At 66.0% G+C, this 18,071-nt stretch carries 15 protein-coding genes; 13 read left to right on the top strand and 2 right to left on the bottom strand.

Translation table 11 applies throughout. The annotated features are described in order from the left end of the window. Positions 1–63 precede the first annotated feature (63 nt). Positions 64–306 carry a type B 50S ribosomal protein L31 gene (locus LL964_RS07670; protein WP_104586734.1) on the top strand — a complete coding sequence of 81 codons (243 nt, stop codon included), beginning with the start codon at positions 64–66 and terminating at the stop codon, positions 304–306. A 225-nt stretch (positions 307–531) separates the two neighbouring features. After that, entirely contained in the window at positions 532–1,821 is a 1,290-nt protein-coding gene (locus tag LL964_RS07665) for a citrate synthase (protein WP_104586733.1), read from the top strand. A gap of 116 nt (positions 1,822–1,937) precedes the next feature. Here the strand turns inward: LL964_RS07665 and LL964_RS07660 are convergent, their stop codons facing one another. Then, positions 1,938–2,588 carry a hypothetical protein gene (locus LL964_RS07660; protein ID WP_104586732.1) on the bottom strand — a complete coding sequence of 217 codons (651 nt, stop codon included), beginning with the start codon at positions 2,586–2,588 and terminating at the stop codon, positions 1,938–1,940. 299 nt (positions 2,589–2,887) lie between these two features. Next, positions 2,888–5,314 (bottom strand): penicillin-binding protein 1A, encoded by a 2,427-nt coding sequence (locus LL964_RS07655; protein WP_167395259.1) that lies wholly within the window; start codon positions 5,312–5,314, stop codon positions 2,888–2,890. A 212-nt stretch (positions 5,315–5,526) separates the two neighbouring features. Between LL964_RS07655 and LL964_RS07650 the strand changes: the two genes are divergently transcribed. From LL964_RS07650 to LL964_RS07600, 11 genes are all read left to right on the top strand, one after another. Further along, positions 5,527–6,585: a pilus assembly protein PilM gene (locus LL964_RS07650; RefSeq protein WP_104586730.1), complete on the top strand. Its 1,059-nt coding sequence runs from the start codon at positions 5,527–5,529 to the stop codon at positions 6,583–6,585. Then, positions 6,585–7,328 carry a PilN domain-containing protein gene (locus LL964_RS07645; protein ID WP_104586729.1) on the top strand — a complete coding sequence of 248 codons (744 nt, stop codon included), beginning with the start codon at positions 6,585–6,587 and terminating at the stop codon, positions 7,326–7,328. The genes LL964_RS07650 and LL964_RS07645 overlap by 1 nt, the downstream gene beginning before the upstream one ends. Then, a complete protein-coding gene (locus tag LL964_RS07640) occupies positions 7,325–7,990 on the top strand; it encodes a type IV pilus inner membrane component PilO (RefSeq protein WP_029220527.1) in 666 nt (221 codons plus the stop codon). Before LL964_RS07645 ends, LL964_RS07640 begins: the two co-directional genes overlap by 4 nt. Further along, positions 7,987–8,520: a pilus assembly protein PilP gene (locus LL964_RS07635; RefSeq protein ID WP_104586728.1), complete on the top strand. Its 534-nt coding sequence runs from the start codon at positions 7,987–7,989 to the stop codon at positions 8,518–8,520. Before LL964_RS07640 ends, LL964_RS07635 begins: the two co-directional genes overlap by 4 nt. Before the next feature lie 19 nt (positions 8,521–8,539). Further along, positions 8,540–10,495, top strand: a complete 1,956-nt coding sequence (locus tag LL964_RS07630; RefSeq protein WP_104586727.1) for a type IV pilus secretin PilQ — start codon at positions 8,540–8,542, stop codon at positions 10,493–10,495. 428 nt (positions 10,496–10,923) lie between these two features. Next, positions 10,924–11,943, top strand: coding sequence for an AAA family ATPase (locus LL964_RS07625; RefSeq protein ID WP_104586726.1), 1,020 nt, complete (start codon positions 10,924–10,926; stop codon positions 11,941–11,943). Positions 11,944–11,965: 22 nt separating this feature from the next. After that, entirely contained in the window at positions 11,966–12,925 is a 960-nt protein-coding gene (locus LL964_RS07620) for a DUF58 domain-containing protein (RefSeq protein ID WP_146092346.1), read from the top strand. 2 nt (positions 12,926–12,927) lie between these two features. Further along, complete coding sequence (locus LL964_RS07615; RefSeq protein WP_104586853.1) at positions 12,928–13,389, top strand: DUF4381 domain-containing protein; 462 nt, start codon at positions 12,928–12,930, stop codon at positions 13,387–13,389. After that, positions 13,386–14,393 carry a vWA domain-containing protein gene (locus LL964_RS07610; RefSeq protein WP_104586724.1) on the top strand — a complete coding sequence of 336 codons (1,008 nt, stop codon included), beginning with the start codon at positions 13,386–13,388 and terminating at the stop codon, positions 14,391–14,393. The genes LL964_RS07615 and LL964_RS07610 overlap by 4 nt, the downstream gene beginning before the upstream one ends. After that, positions 14,390–16,201: a tetratricopeptide repeat protein gene (locus tag LL964_RS07605; protein ID WP_146092345.1), complete on the top strand. Its 1,812-nt coding sequence runs from the start codon at positions 14,390–14,392 to the stop codon at positions 16,199–16,201. The genes LL964_RS07610 and LL964_RS07605 overlap by 4 nt, the downstream gene beginning before the upstream one ends. Then, positions 16,198–17,946: a BatD family protein gene (locus LL964_RS07600; protein WP_228329401.1), complete on the top strand. Its 1,749-nt coding sequence runs from the start codon at positions 16,198–16,200 to the stop codon at positions 17,944–17,946. The genes LL964_RS07605 and LL964_RS07600 overlap by 4 nt, the downstream gene beginning before the upstream one ends. Positions 17,947–18,071 lie beyond the last annotated feature (125 nt).

Below are 18,071 nucleotides of genomic sequence, written 5' to 3'. Positions count from 1 at the left end.
TGCGTCGGCTGCCTGCAGGCCGCTATAATGCCCGGCTTATCCAGGCAGCCCGGCGCCAAGTCCATGAAAGATAACGTGCATCCCAACTACAAAGACGTCGTCTTTCACGACGTGACCTCCGATTTCAAGATCCTGACCCGTTCCACGATGAGCTCGAAAGAGACCGTGAAGTGGGAAGATGGCCAGGAATACCCGCTGATCAAGGTGGAAATCTCCTCGGCATCGCACCCGTTCTATACCGGCAAGCACAAGGTGATCGACACCGGCGGCCGGATCGACAAGTTCCAGAAGCGCTACGGGCGCTGAGCCTGCAGGACGGGCTGTATCGGCAACGGCCGCGCATTGCGCGGCCGTTGTCTTTTGGGCCGCCGCTTCGCCCGCTCACCTCGGGCTGCGCGTCTACGACTTCAGTCCAAGCGACGGCCAAAATGCTGCTGTGCGATAATGGCGGGATCCGAGGCGCTGCCTTGGACTTCCATCACGTGCCTGCCCATGTGGGATCAGGCGCCTTCCACTGAAGGAGCGTACACAGTGTCCGATCTTGATCAGGTCACGCTCAACGCCGGCGATAAGTCGGTCGTTCTGCCGGTTCTCAAGCCCACCCTGGGCAACGACTGCGTCGACATCTCCAAGCTGACCAAAGAAACCGGTCTGTTCACCTACGACTCGGGCTTCACCGCCACCGCCAGCTGCAAGTCGGCCATCACCTATATCGATGGTGACAACGGCGTGTTGCTGTACCGCGGTTACCCGATCGAACAGTTGGCCGAGAAGTCGAGCTTCCTGGAAGTCTCGTACCTGCTGATGAACGGCGAGCTGCCGACCGCGGACGAATTCAAGAAGTTCGACCACGAAGTGACGCATCACACGATGATGCACGAGTCGCTGAAGAACTTCCTTGGCGGCTTCCGTCACGACGCGCACCCGATGGCCATGCTGGCCGGCTCGGTCGCCTCGTTGTCGGCGTTCTACCACGACACCCTGGACCTCAACGATCCGGAGCAGCGCCGTCAGGCGGCCATCCGTCTGATCGCCAAGGTGCCGACCCTGGCCGCCGCTGCGTACCGCTATTCGATCGGCTGGCCGATCCGCTACCCGCGCAACAACCTGAACTACGTGGACCGCTTCCTGCACATGATGTTCGAAGTGCCGAGCGAGCCGCTGGAGATCAACCCGGTTGTGGCCAAGGCGCTGGATCTGCTGTTCATCCTGCACGCCGATCACGAGCAGAACGCCTCGACCTCGACCGTGCGTCTGGTCGGCTCGACCGGTGCCAACCCGTATGCGTCGGTGGCTGCCGGCATCACCGCGCTGTGGGGCCCGGCACACGGCGGCGCCAACGAAGCGGTGCTGAAGATGCTCGAAGAGATCGGCACCGCCGACAACGTCGAGTCCGCCGTGGCCAAGGCCAAGGACAAGAACTCCTCGTTCCGCCTGATGGGCTTCGGCCACCGCGTCTACAAGAACTTCGACCCGCGCGCCAAGATCATCCGCGAGATGACTCACAAGGTGCTGGGCGAGCTGGGCGTGAACGATCCGCTGCTGGAAGTGGCGCTGAAGCTGGAAGAGGCCGCGTTGAAGGACGACTACTTCGTGCAGCGCAAGCTGTACCCGAATGTCGACTTCTATTCCGGCATCATCTACAAGGCGCTCAATATCCCGGTGGAAATGTTCACCGTGATGTTCGCCATCGCGCGCACTGCCGGCTGGGTGTCGCATTGGCTGGAGCAGCAGGTCGACCCGGAAATGAAGATCGGCCGTCCGCGCCAGATCTACACCGGCTACGACAAGCGCGACTACACCGACGCCGCCAAGCGCTAAGGCGCAAGGCGCGTCTGCGTCGACGAACGCCCCGCACTGCGGGGCGTTCTTGTATTTGCAGCGGCGGCAGGCGAGGCGATCCGGCGGCAACGCAAAGACAGTGCCGTCTCTGGCGTTCAGTACGGTTGCTGCACGTAGCCCTGGATCTCTTCGTCGGCCAGCAGTTGCCGCAACTGCGCGGCCGAGGCGCGCGGCATCGGCTTCTCGTCCAATTGCGAGAGTGGCGCCTGGCGGAGCGCGTCGTAGGGCAGCACGGTCAGGTCGAAGGTCAGCTCCTCGGCACTGAACACCCATACCGGGAAGTCGCCGTTGCGTTCGCGATCCAGGCGCAGGCGGCGGCTGCGTGCTTCGGCTGGAATGCGGTGTTCTTCCAGAAAGCGCTGCACCGCATCGGCATCGTCGCTGTGCAGCTGCAATTGCACCGGGGCATTCGCGTCGGCAGTGCCTTCCAGGACCGGGCCGGCCAGGCGTGGCTGGAACGGGCCCAGGAAATCCAGTGCCCGCAATGCGGCCTCGCGACGCTGGCGTAACCGGGTTGCGTGGTCGGGTCCGGCGAACAGGCGCTGATACTCGCGCAGGGCATCCTCGATTTCGCGATTGCGCGGCAGCGACGCATCGTCATGGATGCCGAGCCGATTGGCGGCCTTGAGTTTGGCCTGGTGGAAATCGCGGATGCCGCCTTCGGCCATCAGCCTGGCGGCCTCGTGGGCAAGCCGATGACGGCGTTCTCGGGTGCGCGTATCGGCGTGTTGGCGCGCGTGGTGCATGACCGGGCTCCCCTGATGAACCTGCACTCGACTCTACAACAGCCACATGAAGACGTGGCGAATGCGTCGGGCATCGAGTTGGGGGAAGGTCGTGCTGTCGGCGCTTGGATGGCGCTGTCGACGACATGCCGATCGGCTGGGCAGCCAGCAACCGGATCGGCATGTGCTGCGTCCGATGCGCCTGGAGGACTCCAGACACTTCGTAGGCGCGCGCGGTCGCCCGCCTCGAACGCCTCCCGAGCAAGAAGGGAATCGGCGCAGCCATGCTGTTCCGAATCCCCAATCCCGAATCCCCGCCCTCAAAAGATATCGAACGCCTTCTCGTCCTGCTGCTCCTGCAGGCCGTAGTCGTAATCCTGCAGGCGGTCCAGATCTTCGTTCTTGACCCATTCGACCGCGCCGTTGATGGTGGACTGGGTCATGCCATCGGGCGGGTCGTTGGCCGCGATCGGCTTGTCCTTCAGCGCCACGCGCATGTAGTCGATCCAGATCGGCAGCGCCGCCTTGCCGCCGTACTCGCGATAGCCGAGCGAGCGGAAATCGTCGCGGCCGACCCACACGGTGGTGGCATACGGGCCGCCGAAACCGGAGAACCAGGCGTCGCGGTGATCGTTGGTCGAGCCGGTCTTGCCGCCCACGTCCTCGCGCCCCAAGACCTTGGCAGCGGTGCCGGTGCCGCGCTGGACCACGTCGCGCATCATCGAGACCAGCTGGTAGGCGGTGCGCTCGTCGATGGCACGCGGTGCGATCTTGGTCTGTGCCGTGGCCGCAGGTGCGGTCTGCGCCGGAGCCGGTGCGGCGCCAGCGGCCGGGGCCGGTGGCGTCGGCGGTGCCTGCGCGCCGAAATTGAAGCCGTCCACCACCTGGCTGACCGGCGCCACATTGCCGCCTTGCAGGGCGCAGGTGCGGCAGGCGACGGCCGGCACTTCCTTGAAGATGACGTTGCCGTCGCGGTCCTTGACCTCGTCGACGATCCAGGTTTCCACGCGCGATCCGCCATTGGCGAACACCGCATAGCCGCGCGCCACCGAGAGTGGCGTCAACGACGCGGTACCCAGCGACATCGACAGGTTGGGCGGCAGTTCGGCCTCCTGGAAACCGAACTGGCTGATGTACTTGCGCGCGAAATCCACGCCGATCGCGTCCAGCAGGCGGACCGACACCAGATTGCGCGACTGCACCAGCGCTTCGCGCAGGCGCATCGGGCCGCGGAAGCCGCCGCCGTCGTTCTGCGGCGACCAGGTCTTGCCCCGGCGATCGCGGAACACCACCGGCGCATCCAGCACGATCGATGCCGGGTTGAAGCCCTTTTCGAAGGCCGCGGCATACACGAACGGCTTGAAGCTCGAGCCCGGCTGGCGGCGTGCCTGGGTGGCGCGGTTGAACTTGTTGCCGGCAAAGCTGAAGCCGCCGACCAGCGCACGCAGCGCACCGCTGTCGGCATCCAGCGATACCAGCGCGGCCTGGCCGCGCGGCAGCTGGTCGATGCTCCACTCGCCCTCCTTGTCTCCCGCACGGATGCGGGTCAGGTCGCCGCGGGTGAGCAGCTTGGCCGGGGTCTTGCCGGTCCAGCGGCTGGCCGAGGCGGGCAGGGTGAGTTCGGTCTTGTCGTGCTGCACGACCGTCACGCCGCCATCGGCATTGGTCCGCGCCACGATCACCGGGCGCAGCCCGCCCTGCGTATAGGCGCCTTGCAGATGCTTGGCCAGCGCGGCCGCGTCGGCCTCGGCGGCGACGTCGAAATGCTGTTCCACGCCATGCCAGCCGTGGCGGTGGTCGTACAGCCGCAAACCGTCGTTGATCGCCACGTCCGCGCCGGTCTGCAGGGTGGCATCGATGGTGGTGGTGACGTGGTAGCCCTTGTTGAGCACGTCCCCGCCATACCTGGCGATCATTTCCTGGCGTACCAGCTCGGTCACGTAGGGCGCATACACCTCGACGGGCGGCTCGTGCGGCTTGGCGTGCATCGGGACCGCCTTGGCCGCATCGGCCTCGGCCTGGCTGACGAAGCCCAGATCGGCCATGCGTTGCAGGACGTAATAATCGCGGCGTTCGCGTGCGCGCTCGGGGTTGCTGATCGGATTGCCGCTGGACGGGAACTTGGGGATGCCGGCCAGCGAGGCCATCTCGTCCAGGCTCAGCTCACCCAGCTTCTTGCCGAAGTAATACTCGGCCGCTGCGCCCACGCCATAGGCGCGGTTACCGAAGAAGCTCTTGTTGAGGTACAGCTCGAAGATCTCGTCCTTGCTCAGCTCGCTTTCGATCTTGCGGGCCAGCAGGATCTCGGCCAACTTGCGGGTATAGCTGTATTCGGAGCTCAGAAAGAACTGCCGGGCCACCTGCTGGGTGATGGTCGAGCCGCCGGGCACGCGCTTGGCGTCGGTGGTGGCCAGCAGCCAGATCGCGCGACCGATGCCCTTGTAGTCCACGCCGCCGTGCTCGTAGAACCGCGCGTCCTCGGTCGCCAGGAAGGCCTGCTTCAGGCGCAGCGGGACTTCCTTCATCTGGATCGGATAACGCCGGGTCTCGCCGTAGACCGCCATCAGGCGCCCGTCGCTGGCATAGACGTACATGGGCTCCTGCAGTTCGACCTGCTTGAGCGACTGTACGTCGGGCAACTTCGAGGAAATGGCGTAATACAGGCCGCCGGCGGCAATGGCGCCAAGCAGTGCGAGGACGACGAGCGTGGCCAGGATCCAGCCCAGCCAACGGCGAATACGGGGCATGTACGAGAGATTCCGATTGCAGATTTCTTGGTCACAGAGTATAGATGACGCCGAGTTTGGCTGGGGCCGAGCTCTGGGGATCGCAGACGACAGCACTGGGGTCACGATCGCGGGGTCATTGCCTTGCGCGTGAGGGGCTTGTCAACTGTTAAAATTTGATTATTAATACGCGGGCGCAATGCGTCCAAGTGCCCATCGGCAGGGGAGTTTCCGTGGGGCTTCTACCCAAGAGTCAGTCGCCACTAATTGGTGTCGATATCAGTTCCACTGCGGTCAAGCTCTTGCAGCTGTCGCGCAGCGGGAATCGTTTTCGCGTGGAACACTACGCAGTGGAACCTCTGCCGCCGAATGCGGTGGTGGAAAAGAACATCGTCGAAGTCGAAGCGGTGGGCGAGGCGATCCGCCGGGCCATCAACCGCTCCGGCAGCAAGGCCAAGAACGCGGCTGCGGCAGTGGCCGGGTCGGCGGTGATCACCAAGCTGATCCCGATGCCGGCCGATCTGGACGACAGTGACATGGAGGCCCAGGTCGAACTGGAGGCCACCAACTACATCCCGTACCCGATCGAGGAAGTGAACCTCGATTTCGAGGTGATCGGCCCGATGCCCAACAGCCCGGACATGGTGCAGGTGCTGCTGGCGGCGTCGCGCTCGGAGAACGTGGAGCTGCGCCAATCGGCACTGGAGCTGGGCGGACTGACCGCCAAGGTGATGGACGTCGAGGCCTTCGCGGTCGAGAACGCGTTCGCCCTGGTGGCCAGCGAGCTGCCGGTGGCCGCCGATGCGGTGGTCGCGCTGGTCGACATCGGTGCCACCATGACCACGCTGAGCGTGCTGCGCTCCGGCCGCAGTCTGTATAGCCGCGAGCAGGTGTTCGGCGGCAAGCAGCTGACCGACGAAGTGATGCGCCGTTACGGCCTGTCCTACGAAGAGGCCGGCCTGGCCAAGCGTCAGGGCGGTTTGCCGGAAAGCTATGAGGTCGAAGTGCTGGAACCGTTCAAGGAAGCGACGGTGCAGCAGATCAGCCGCTTGCTGCAGTTCTTCTATGCGGGCAGCGAATTCAATCGCGTGGACTGCATCGTGCTGGCCGGCGGCTGTGCGGCGCTGTCGCGCCTGCCGGAAATGGTCGAAGAACAGCTGGGCGTGACCACCGTGGTCGCCAATCCGCTTGCTCAGATGACGCTGGGGCCGAAGGTTCAGGCCCATGCGCTGGCGCTGGATGCGCCTGCATTGATGATCGCCACCGGCCTGGCCCTGAGGAGCTTCGACTGATGGCAAGAATCAACCTATTGCCCTGGCGCGCCGAGCGCCGGAAGGCGCGCGAGCGCGAGTTCTATTCGATGCTGGGCTTCGCCGCGTTGGGCGGGGTGCTGTTGTCGGGCTTGATCTGGTTCTATTACGACGCGCAGATCAGCGGCCAGACCGAACGCAATGCGTTTCTGACCACCGAGATCGAGAAGGTCAAGGCGCAGAACGAAGAGATCAAGGAACTCGACAAGAAGAAGGACCGCCTGCTGGCCCGCAAGAAGGTCATCGAGGAACTGCAGGCCAATCGCTCGCAGATGGTGCACCTGTTCGATTCGCTGGTCCGCACCATTCCCGATGGCGTGGCGCTGACCAACATCAAGCAGGACGGCGACATCCTGACGCTGGAAGGGCGTTCGCAATCCAACGCGCGCGTCAGTACCTACATGCGCAACCTGGAAGGCTCGGGCTGGATGACCAATCCGGACCTGTCGATCATCGAGGCCAAGAGCCAGGACAAGGCAGCCGGCCAGCCGGTCGCCTCGGCGATGGATACCAAGACGCTGCCGTATGTCTTCACGTTGAAGGTCAAACTCGCCAACCCGAACGAGACCGACAAGAACGGGGCCGCTCCGGTCGACGGCCAGGCACCTGGCGCGACGCCGGCTGGCGCCACACCGGCACCTGCCGGCGCACCGGCGCCCGCCGCGGCGCCAGCCACGCCGGCACCTGCGCAAGCGACTCGGCCGCAGGAGGGGGCGGCGTCATGAGTAAGAAATCATTCAAGCTCAGCGATCTGGACTTCAACAACATCGGCGGCTGGCCGCAACAGGCGCGCATCGTGTTCTGCGTGGTGGTGGGCCTGTTCATCATGGTGCTGGCCTGGTTCCTGCTGATCAGCGGCAAGCGCGACGAACTGGAAGGGCTGGAAGGCACCGAGTCGCAGCTGCGCACCGAGTTCGAAACCCAGCAGGGTCGTGCGGTCAACCTGGAGCCGCTCAAGCAGCAGCTCGCGCAGATGGAACAGGTGTTGCAGCAGATGCTGCGCCAGCTGCCCAGCAAGACCGAAATGCCCGACCTGATCATCGACATCTCGCAGACCGCGTTGTCCAGTGGCCTGTCCAACGAGCTGTTCCAGCCGGGTCCGGAATCGCCGAAGGAGTTCTACGCCGAGAAGCCGATCGCCTTGCGCATGGTGGGCAGCTACCACCAGTTCGGCGCATTCGTCAGCGGCGTGGCCTCGCTGCCGCGCGTGGTGATCCTGACCATGCACGACATCAACCTCAAGCCCAAGGACGCCAAGGCCGGCATCACGCCGCGCGGCGCACTGGAGCTGTCCGGTACGGTCAAGACCTATCGCTATCTGGACGATGAGGAAATGGCCGAGCAGGAGAAGGCAGCGGCCGATGCTGCGAAGAAGGGCGGCCAATGACCATGAAATTGCTCAAGATCCTGTCCTGCGTGGCGTTAATTGCTGTATTGCCGGCCTGCAGCCGTGGCATCACCAGCACCCCTGGCGATGCACCGAATCTGGAAGCCTGGGTGGCCGAGGTGCGCGCACGCCCTGCGCCGCCACTGGAGCCGCTGCCGGTGATGCAGCAGTTCGAAACGTTCGAATACGCGGCGCAGTCGATGCGCGACCCGTTCAGCGATGCCTGGGTCAGCGCGGAAGGCGGCAACGGCACGCGACCGGATCCGAACCGGCGCAAGGAGCCGTTGGAAGCCTTTCCGCTCGACGCCCTCGACATGGTGGGGACCATCGGGGGTGGGTCGGGCCTGATCGCATTGGTGATGGCGCCGGACAAGGTGACCTACCGGGTGCGGCCGGGCGTGTATCTGGGGCAGAGCGATGGCCGGGTGACCGGGGTCTACGAAGACCGCATCGAGCTGATTGAACTTGTGCCGGACGGTGCGGGTGGATGGCTTGAACGGCCGGCCGCGCTCGCACTGGATGATCAATAAAGTGATAGGGGATAGCACGATGACGTTTTCCAATGCCCAGCGGCTGCGTCCGGTTCGGCGCCACGCGATGCTCCAGGCCTGCGCGTTGGGGTTCGCGCTGGCGCTGGCCAGTGGCAGCGCGTTCGCGGCCGCAGCGCTGACTTCGCCTGCACAGGATCCGGCCAGGACCGCTCCAGCGAGTCTGGCGGTGTCCAAGATCGACTTCAAACGCGGCGACGATGGCGCCGGCCGGTTGATCCTGCAGTTCGACGGCCAGGGCGCCAGCCCCGACCTGCGCACCCAGGGCGACAATGTGCTGGTGGACATCAGCAACGCCAGGTTGCCCGCGGAACTGCAGCGCCCGCTCAATGTCACCGACTTCGCCACGCCGGTGCAGCGCGTGGAGGTCAAGCCGTCCGGCTCCGGCTCGCAGCTGGTGCTGTCGACCAAGGGCGCGTTCGATTCGCTGGCGTATCAGACCGGCAACGAATACGTGGTGGAAATCACTCCGCGCAAGGGCCAGCCGGCCGTGGGCGGCGTCACTGCCGCGTCGGTCACCCAGGCCGCGGCGCAGATCGCCGCGCGCGGTTACAGCGGCCGTCCGGTGACGTTCAACTTCCAGGACGTGCCGGTGCGGACCGTACTGCAGCTGATCGCCGAGGAATCCAACCTCAACATCGTGGCTTCCGACACCGTGCAGGGCAACGTGACCCTGCGCCTGATGAACGTGCCGTGGGACCAGGCGCTGGACATCGTGCTGCGCGCCAAGGGCCTGGACAAGCGCCGCGACGGCGGCGTGGTGTGGGTCGCCCCGCAGCCGGAGCTGGCCAAGTTCGAACAGGACAAGGAAGACGCCCGCATCGCGATCGAGAATCGCGAGGATCTGATCACCGATTACGTGCAGATCAATTACCACAATGCTGCAGTGATCTTCAAAGCGTTGACCGAAGCCAAGGGAATCGGTGGCGGCGGTGGTGGTGGCGGGCAAGGCGGTGGCGGCGGTGGCGGCGGTGCGGGCCAGCAGGACAATGGTTTCCTGTCTCCGCGTGGCCGTCTGGTGGCCGACGAACGCACCAACACCTTGATGATCAGCGATATCCCGAAAAAGGTCGCGCAGATGCGCGAACTCATCTCGCATATCGACCGCCCAGTGGATCAGGTGTTGATCGAGAGCCGTATCGTGATTGCGACCGATACGTTTGCCCGTGACCTGGGCGCGCGCTTTGGTATCACCGGGTCAACCGGGCGCGGGATTCTGAGCGGCTCGTTGGAAAGTAACGTCAACTTTCAGAATACTTCTGCTCAACGTGCTAACGAAATTGCCAATACCGGTACGAGCACGACACTTGCTTCGCACTTGTTCCCGTCCGGGCTGAATGTCGATCTGGGAGCCAGTGGCTTCACCAATAGCAGGGCGGCTGGTCTGGCATATACCTTGCTGGGATCGAATTTCAATCTCGACATCGAGTTGTCGGCAATGCAAGAAGAAGGGCGAGGAGAGGTGGTTTCCAACCCACGTATTGTTACCGCCAATCAGCGCGAGGGTGTCATTAAGCAGGGCCGGGAGATCGGCTATGTGACGATTAGTGGCGGCGGTGCCGCGGGCTCGGCTGCGCAGGCGAACGTTCAGTTCAAAGAAGTTTTGCTTGAACTGAAGGTTACGCCTACCATCACCAATGACAATCGTGTTTTTTTGAATATGAATGTCAAGAAAGATGAAGTGGCTCGTTTCATCATTCTGGAAGGCTACGGTACGGTGCCTGAAATTAATCGCCGCGAGGTCAATACTGCAGTACTGGTCGGCGATGGCGAGACGGTGGTTATCGGTGGTGTCTATGAGTTTACTGATCGCGAAAGCGTCTCCAAGGTGCCCTTCCTGGGTGATATTCCTTTCTTGGGGAATCTGTTCAAGAAGCGTGGGCGTAGCAAGGAAAAGGCAGAGCTTCTGGTGTTTGTGACTCCCAAGGTCCTGCGTGTAGCCAGCGCGAATCCGTAATTGGACTGACTCCCAGGAAGAGGCCGCGAAAGCGGCCTTTTCTATTTAAGGGTGTTCTGTGGTCAATAGTAAGTTTCGTGAATCTGGCAGCCAGGCTGAACTTTAGAGTGAATCTAATGATGCGGGTCCGGGGCCAAAAGTGTTATCGATTTCAAAGGAGCGCGAATCTGGAAAGCCGAGCTGGAGAGCGAGGCTTGCGCGTGGTGCAGGTAATTGATCGTTAACTACAGTGTGCGATGTGTGTTCGGGCCATCGGGAGTGTTGCAAAGTGATCTATTCTTAAGACTTCCGGCAAGTCAGGCGAGCGCTAAGTGGGTGACTTCGCAGGACCAACGATGTTCGTGACGCGCGGCGAAAGTTTGTTGTTTACTGAACCTCGAGCCATCGCCAGGTGAACCAATCGCTTCCGGATCGGTCACACTGAGCCTATGAACGCACCGCCGCTCCTTCCCCCTGAAGCCGCTGCCGCGCCCGCCGAGGACCGGTTGCACCGTCAGTTCACCAGCCTGCGCGAGTCGTTGGCGCAACGCATCGTCGGTCAGTCGGCATTGGTCGAGCGGCTGCTGGTCGCCTTGCTGGCCGATGGGCACCTGCTGGTCGAGGGGGCGCCCGGGCTGGCCAAGACCACCGCGATCCGTGCGCTGGCCGCGCGGCTGGAAGCGGATTTCGCGCGGGTGCAGTTCACCCCCGACCTACTGCCGGCCGATCTGACCGGTACAGAGATCTGGCGCCCGCAGGACAGCCGGTTCGAATTCATGCCGGGGCCGATCTTCCATCCGATCCTGCTGGCCGACGAAATCAACCGCGCGCCGGCAAAGGTGCAGTCGGCCTTGCTCGAAGCGATGGGAGAACGGCAGGTGACGGTCGGCCGGCACACCTATGCGCTGCCGCAGCTGTTCCTGGTGATGGCAACGCAGAATCCGATCGAACAGGAAGGCACGTTCCCCTTGCCCGAAGCGCAGCTGGACCGTTTCCTGATGCATGTGCGCATCGGTTATCCCCAGGCCGATGCGGAAGCGGAGATCCTGCGCCTGGCCCGCGAGGCGGCGCGCGATACGCTGGAGAAACACGAGACCGTTCCCGAGCGGATTCCGCTGGAAGACGTCTTCGCCGCGCGACGTGTGGTGCTGGATGTCCATCTGGCGCCGCAGCTGGAGCGTTACCTGATCGAGATCGTGCTCGCTTCGCGCGATGCGCAGCGCTACGACCCCGCGCTGGCGCGGCGGATCGCCTGGGGCGCGAGCCCGCGCGGCTCGATCGCGCTGGAGCGCTGCGCGCGTGCGCGCGCCTGGCTGGCGGGGCGCGACTACGTCACGCCGGACGATATCCGCGCGATCGCGCCGGACGTGTTACGTCATCGCGTCTTGCCAAGCTATGAGGCCACTGCCGAAGGCTGGGACGGCGAGCGTCTGGTGGCAGCCCTGCTGGACAAGATTCCGCTGCCCTGATCGGGCAGTGCGCCGCGCAGGTATGCCTTCCTCCGATCAGAGTCCAATGTCCGCCACGCCGTCCACGTTCACCACAGGTGCTGCGCCATCGGTTGCAGGCGACGGTCTGCGTCCACACCTCGCCGAGCTGATCGCGTTGCGCGGCACCGCGCTGCATCGGGGGCAGCCGGGGCGCGGTCGTCACGGTCTGGTGGGTCCGGTCCCGGCAGCCACGCGTGGCCGTGGGATGGAGTACGCCGAATCGCGCGAGTACGTCCCTGGCGACGATGCGCGGCACATCGATTGGCGCGTGACCGCGCGCACCGGGCGGGCGCACACCAAGCTGTTCCAGGCCGAGCGCGAACGCTTGAGCCTGATCGTGGTCGACACTGCGCCGGCGCTCTTCTTCGGAACGCGGGTGCGCTACAAGTCGGTGCAGGCGGCGCGCGCCGGCGCGGTGGCGGCGTGGCTGGCGCAGCGGCAGGGCGACCGGATCGCCGCCCTGCGCGGCACCGCCAGCGAGGCGCCGATCGCGCCCCGTTCCGGCCAGCGTGGCGTATTGCCGGTCCTGGACGCGTTGACGCGCTGGTATGCGCAACCGCCCGGCGGCGACGCCGGGCTGGCGGTCGCGCTCGACCATGCGGCACGGCTGTTGCGTCCCGGTGCGCGGCTGACCGTGTTGGCCGATCCGCGCAGTGCCCACGCGATCCCGGCCACGCGATGGTCGGGCCTGGCCCTGCATCACGAGGTGGTGGTGATCGTGATGGTCGACCCACTGGAACTGGCACCGCCGGCGCATGCGTTGACCTTCGACGTGCGCGGCAAGCGCATTGCGGTCGATCTTGGCACCCAGGCGGCGCGTGCGCGTTGGCAGGCCGAGTTCGTGACGCCGCTGGAACAGCTGGCTGCGACGCTGCAGTCGCGCGGCGTTCGGCTGCACCGGCTCTCCACCGACGAGGCCAGCGATGCCTGGTTGGGCGGTGCCGGCGTACGGAGCGGATGACCATGGCACCGCAATCGCTTCCGCTACGCGATGTGCACCTGCCAGCATCGCCACCGTGGTGGCCGCTGGCGCCCGGCTGGTGGTTGGTGATGACGGCCCTGGTGCTGGGAGTGGCAGGCGTCTGCTTCTGGTGGTGGCGCCGGCATCGGCGGCAGCGACGCTGGATGGCGGCCTTCGATGCCGAGCTGCAGCAGGCACTGACGCCAGCCCAACGCCTGGCGAGGTTGTCGGGGCTGTTGCGGCGTGCGGCGCGCACGGTGGACGCGGACGCCGACCGCCTGCAGGGCGAGGCGTGGTTGCAGTTTCTGGACGGCCGCAAGGACAAGCGGCGGCCGTTCTCGGACGGCCCGGGACGCGCGCTGCTCGAGGGCGGTTTTCAGCGCGCGCCGGCGGTGGCCGATCTCGACGCGGTGCAGGCGCTGGCGCGGCGGCGGTTTCTGGCCTTGATGCGGGGGCAGCGATGAACTGGCTGCAGTGGGCGCAGTGGCAGGACGCCTTCGCGCATTGCGCCTGGCCGTGGGCGTGGTGGCTGATGCCGCTGCCGCTGCTGATGTGGTTCTGGCCGCGCCGCCGCGCCGATGCGGCGGCGTTGCGGGTGCCGTATGCCGATCAATTGCACGCCATCGCCCAGGCGCCGCGCGTGCCTGCCTTGCGCATGCCGCGCTGGCTGGCCTGGCTGGGCTGGTTTCTGCTGTGCGCGGCGCTTGCGCGCCCGCAGCAACTGGGCGAAGTGATCCAGCCGCCGCGCCAGGCGCGGCAGATGATGCTGGCAGTGGACCTGTCCGGCAGCATGAGCGAACCGGACATGGTGCTGGGCGGCAACGTGGTGGATCGACTGACCGCCGCCAAGGCGGTGCTGTCGGACTTCCTGGATCGGCGCGAGGGCGATCGCGTCGGCCTGCTGGTATTCGGCCAACGCGCATATGCGTTGACCCCACTGACCGCGGACCTGACCTCCGTGCGCGATCAGTTGGCCGACAGCGTGGTCGGACTGGCCGGTCGTGAAACCGCGATCGGCGATGCGATCGCCCTGTCGGTCAAACGGCTGCGCGAGCAGAAGCAGGGGCAGCGCGTGGTGGTGCTGCTGACCGACGGCGTCAACACCGCCGGCGTGCTCGATCCTGCCAAGGCCGCCGAACTGGCCAAGGCCGAAGGGGTGCGCGTGCACACGATCGCGTTCGGAGGCAATGGTGGCTATTCGCTGTTCGGTGTGCCGATCCCCGCTGGCGGAGGCGACGATATCGACGAAGAGGGGCTGCGCAGGATCGCCGAGCAGACCGGTGGGCGCTTCTTCCGCGCGCGGGACACCGAGCAGCTCGCCGGCATTTACGCCGAGCTGGATCGCCTGGAACCGGTGAAGGCGCTCGGTCCCTCGGTGCAGCCGCGCGTGGAGCGCTATCACTGGCCGCTCGGCGCTGCGCTGGCGGTAGCGCTGCTGGCCTTCGCACTGCCGCGGAGATGGCGATGAACGCGCTGACCGAACTGCTCGGGCCCTTGCATCTGCTGCGTCCGGATTGGCTATGGGCACTGCTGGCGATCGTGCCGGCGGCGGCGCTGTGGCTGCTGCATCGACGCAGCGCCGATGCATGGCGTCACAGCGTGGATGCGCATCTGTTGCCGGCCCTGCTGGTCACCGGGGGGCGGCGTGGATGGCTGGGCTTCGTGCTGGCCGCGTTGACCTATGCGCTGGCGGTGGTGGCGATGAGCGGGCCGAGCTGGCGGCAGACAGAGCGCCCGGTGTTCCAGTCCAGCATGCCGTTGGTGGTGGTGCTCGATCTGTCTTCCAGCATCAATGCGACCGATCTGCCGCCGTCGCGGCTGCTGCAGGTGCGCGCGAAACTGGCCACGCTGCTGCGTGAGCGCGCTGGCGGCGAGGTCGCACTGCTGGTCTACGCCGGCGAAAGTTTCACGGTGGCGCCGTTGACCGAAGATGCGGCGAATGTCGCGCTGTTTCTGGATGCGCTATCGCCGTCGGTGATGCCGGTGGACGGCAAACGCGCGGACCGGGGCATCGATGCGGCCCGTCAGTTGTTGCTGCAGGCCGGTTTCAAGCAGGGCGACATCCTGCTGGTGGGCGATGGCGCGGACGGCTCGGCCGATAGCGCCGCGCGGGTGGCGCGCGCGCGCGGCTTCGCGGTGTCCGCGCTCGGCGTGGGCAGTGCACGGGGAGCGGCCTACCGCACCGCCGGCGGCGAGATCGCGCAGGCACGACTGGACGAGGACAGCCTGCGCGATCTGGCGGGACAGGGTGGCGGGCGTTACGCGCGCCTGACTGCAGGCGATGCCGATCTGCAGGCGCTGGGAGTCCTGAACCCGGCGCAGCAAGCGCGTGCCGACGAAACGTCCGAAGCCAACGGCGGCAAGACCTGGCTGGACGAGGGCTATTGGCTGCTGTTGCCGGTGATGGCCTTGGCGCTGCTGGCGTTCCGGCGGCGCGCGGTGGTGGCGTCGCTGGTACTTGCCTGCGTGCTGCCGCTGGCCCAGCCCGCGCGAGCCGCCGACGGTACGCTGTGGCAACGCGCCGATCAGGTGCAGCAGCAGCGCATGGATGCCGGCGTGCAGGCATACCGGCGCGGTGATTTCGCCGCTGCGCAAAAAGCCTTCGAACACGTGCCGACCGACGAAGGCCTGTACAACCTGGGCAATGCACTGGCGCGGCAGGGCCGCTACGACGAGGCGATCGCGGCCTACGATCGTGCGCTCAAGCAACGTCCGAACCAGCCCGATGCCATCGCCAACCGCGCTGCGGTCGATGCCGCACGCAAGCGGCAGCAGGGCAACAAGGGCGGGCAGGGCACGTCCAGGGATCAGGATCAGTCAGGGCAGAACAAGGCTGGGCAGAACCAGCAGAATGATCAGGGCGCGGGCCGGAATGGACAGCAGCCGCAGGACGCGCAAGGCAAGCAGGATGGCAAGGATCCATCGTCTGCCACGCCCGAGTCGCAGGATGGAAAGACGCAGGACCCGCAGTCCAGGGACGGCAAGGGCGAGCCGAACAAGCAGGACGCGCCACCGCAGTCGGCCGACGCCAAGGCGCAGCAGCAGGCCGATGAGGCGCAGCGTCGCAAGATGCAGCAGGCCATGGCGCAGGCTGGCGACAAGGCTCCCGGCACGCAGGGTAAAGCGGAGGCGGCCGTTGCGGACGAGACGCCGGAACAACGCGAGCAGCGCCAGGCCGTGGATGCGTGGTTGCGGCGGGTGCCGGACGATCCAGGTAGTCTGCTGCGCACCAAGTTCAGGCTGGAATACGAACGCAGGCAACGGGACGGACGATGATCGGCACACACCATTTGCGCCGCGTGGCGATCGGCATGCTGACCAGTGCGATGCTGCTGGTCTGCGCACCGTTGGGTGCGGTCACGCGTGCCTGGCTGGATCGCGACAGCGTCGATGCCGGAGAGGTGGTCACGTTGAACATCGAAACCGACCAACGTGGGGTGGATCCGGATTACACGCCACTGCGCAACCAGTTTGCATTGGGTGCCAAGAGCGCCAACCAGCAGATGCAGGTCAGCAACGGCGCGGTGACGATGCGTGCGTTGTTCGGCGTGGTGTTGACTCCACGCAGCAGCGGCGAGCTGATCGTGCCGGCGATCCGGGTCGGCGGCGAACGGACCGAACCGCTGCGACTGCAGGTGGTGGCCGGGGCCAACGCTGCCGCCGACAGCGGGAGCGCGGCGGCAGGCGCAGCAAGTGCGGCGCAAGGCACCGAAGAGGCATTCGTCGAAAGCCGGGTGGACGATCCGCAGCCCTACGTACAGCAGAGCGTGGGTGTGGTGGTGCGGCTGTATTTCGCCAATCAGCTGGCCTCCGGCGAACTGGACCTGCCGGCCCCGGACGGTGCATCGCTGCAGCGCATCGGCGACGACGTCACCTCGGTGAAACTGGTCAACGGACGCCAGTACAACGTGGTGGAGCGGCGCTATCTGCTGGTGCCCGAGCGCAGCGGTCGCCTGCAGCTTCCTCCCGCGCGGTTCAACGGGCGGTCGGTGGGTGGCTTCTTCGACGATTATTTCGGCCGCGGCAACGGCGAGCTGAGCGCGCGCAGCGCCGGCATCGCGCTGCAGGTGCGTGCGCAACCGGCCAATGCGCCGCAACCGTGGCTGCCGCTGCGCAATCTGCAGTTGCGCTACACGGCCACGCCGCAACGCGCCACCGCCGGCGAGGCGGCGCAGTTCGTGGTGGAAGCCAGTGCGCGCGGCGTCACCCAGGCGCAGTTCCCCGAGCTGCCCACGCCGAGCGTGCTCGACGCGCAGGTCTTCGCCGAGCCGCCGCAGTACGAAGAGCGCTTCGTGGACGGCTCGCCGCAACTGCGGCTGACCCGTCGCTACTCGGTGGTGCCCAACCGCGCAGGCCCGCTGGTCGTGCCGGGCCTGCAGGTGGCGTGGTGGGATGTCGGTGCGGCGGCGGCGAAGACCGCCACGCTGCCGGACCTGACGCTGGACGTGGCGGCTGGCAGCGGCGCGTTTGCGGCGCCTGCGCCTGCGCCAACGCCTGCAGTCAATCCATCGCCGGAGAGCGCTGCGACAACTGCAGCGGCCGGCACGCTGAGCCTGCAGCAACCCGCGGCCACACAACGGCCGTGGGGCTGGATCGCTGCGGCGACCGGCTTTGCGCTGTTGTGGATTGCTACCCTGGTGTGGGCCTTGTTACGGCGTGGCGGCGGTTCGCATGGCACGTCGGTGATCAGCGCCAGCGATGCAGCTGCGCCCGGCCGGCGTGTGACGCATGGTGTCGCCGAGCTGCGACGCGCGCTCGATACCGGCGGCATGGACGACGTGGCCGCGGTGCTGTGCGGCATGGCCGGCGTTGCCGATATCGACAGCGTGCTGGCAGCGTTGAGCGACCCGGCACAGCGGGCAGCGGTAGCACGGATGCAGCGTGCCCGCTGGGGCGGCGACGGCGACGTGACCAGTGCACGTTCGGCCTTGCGCGAGGCCTTTGCCAAGGGGCCGCGCTGGCGGCATGCCACGGCTGCGGAGCCGGAAGTATTGGCGCCGCTGTATCCGCCGGCGCCTTGATCTGTGGCATCGCTGCAAGGCCCTTGCCCGCCCACCATCGCAGGACACGCCGCAAGTACGTCCCTGTAGGCTCTTACGCGGCATCCATGCCGCGTAAGGTCCCGCGACGGTGGGCGGGCAAGGAC

Origin of the sequence: Xanthomonas melonis (assembly GCF_020783655.1) — a bacterium.
GTDB classification, from domain to species: Bacteria; Pseudomonadota; Gammaproteobacteria; order Xanthomonadales; family Xanthomonadaceae; genus Xanthomonas; species Xanthomonas melonis.
The sequence above is the reverse complement of the archived record's forward strand: the minus strand, read 5'-3'. Positions and strand labels throughout refer to the sequence as shown.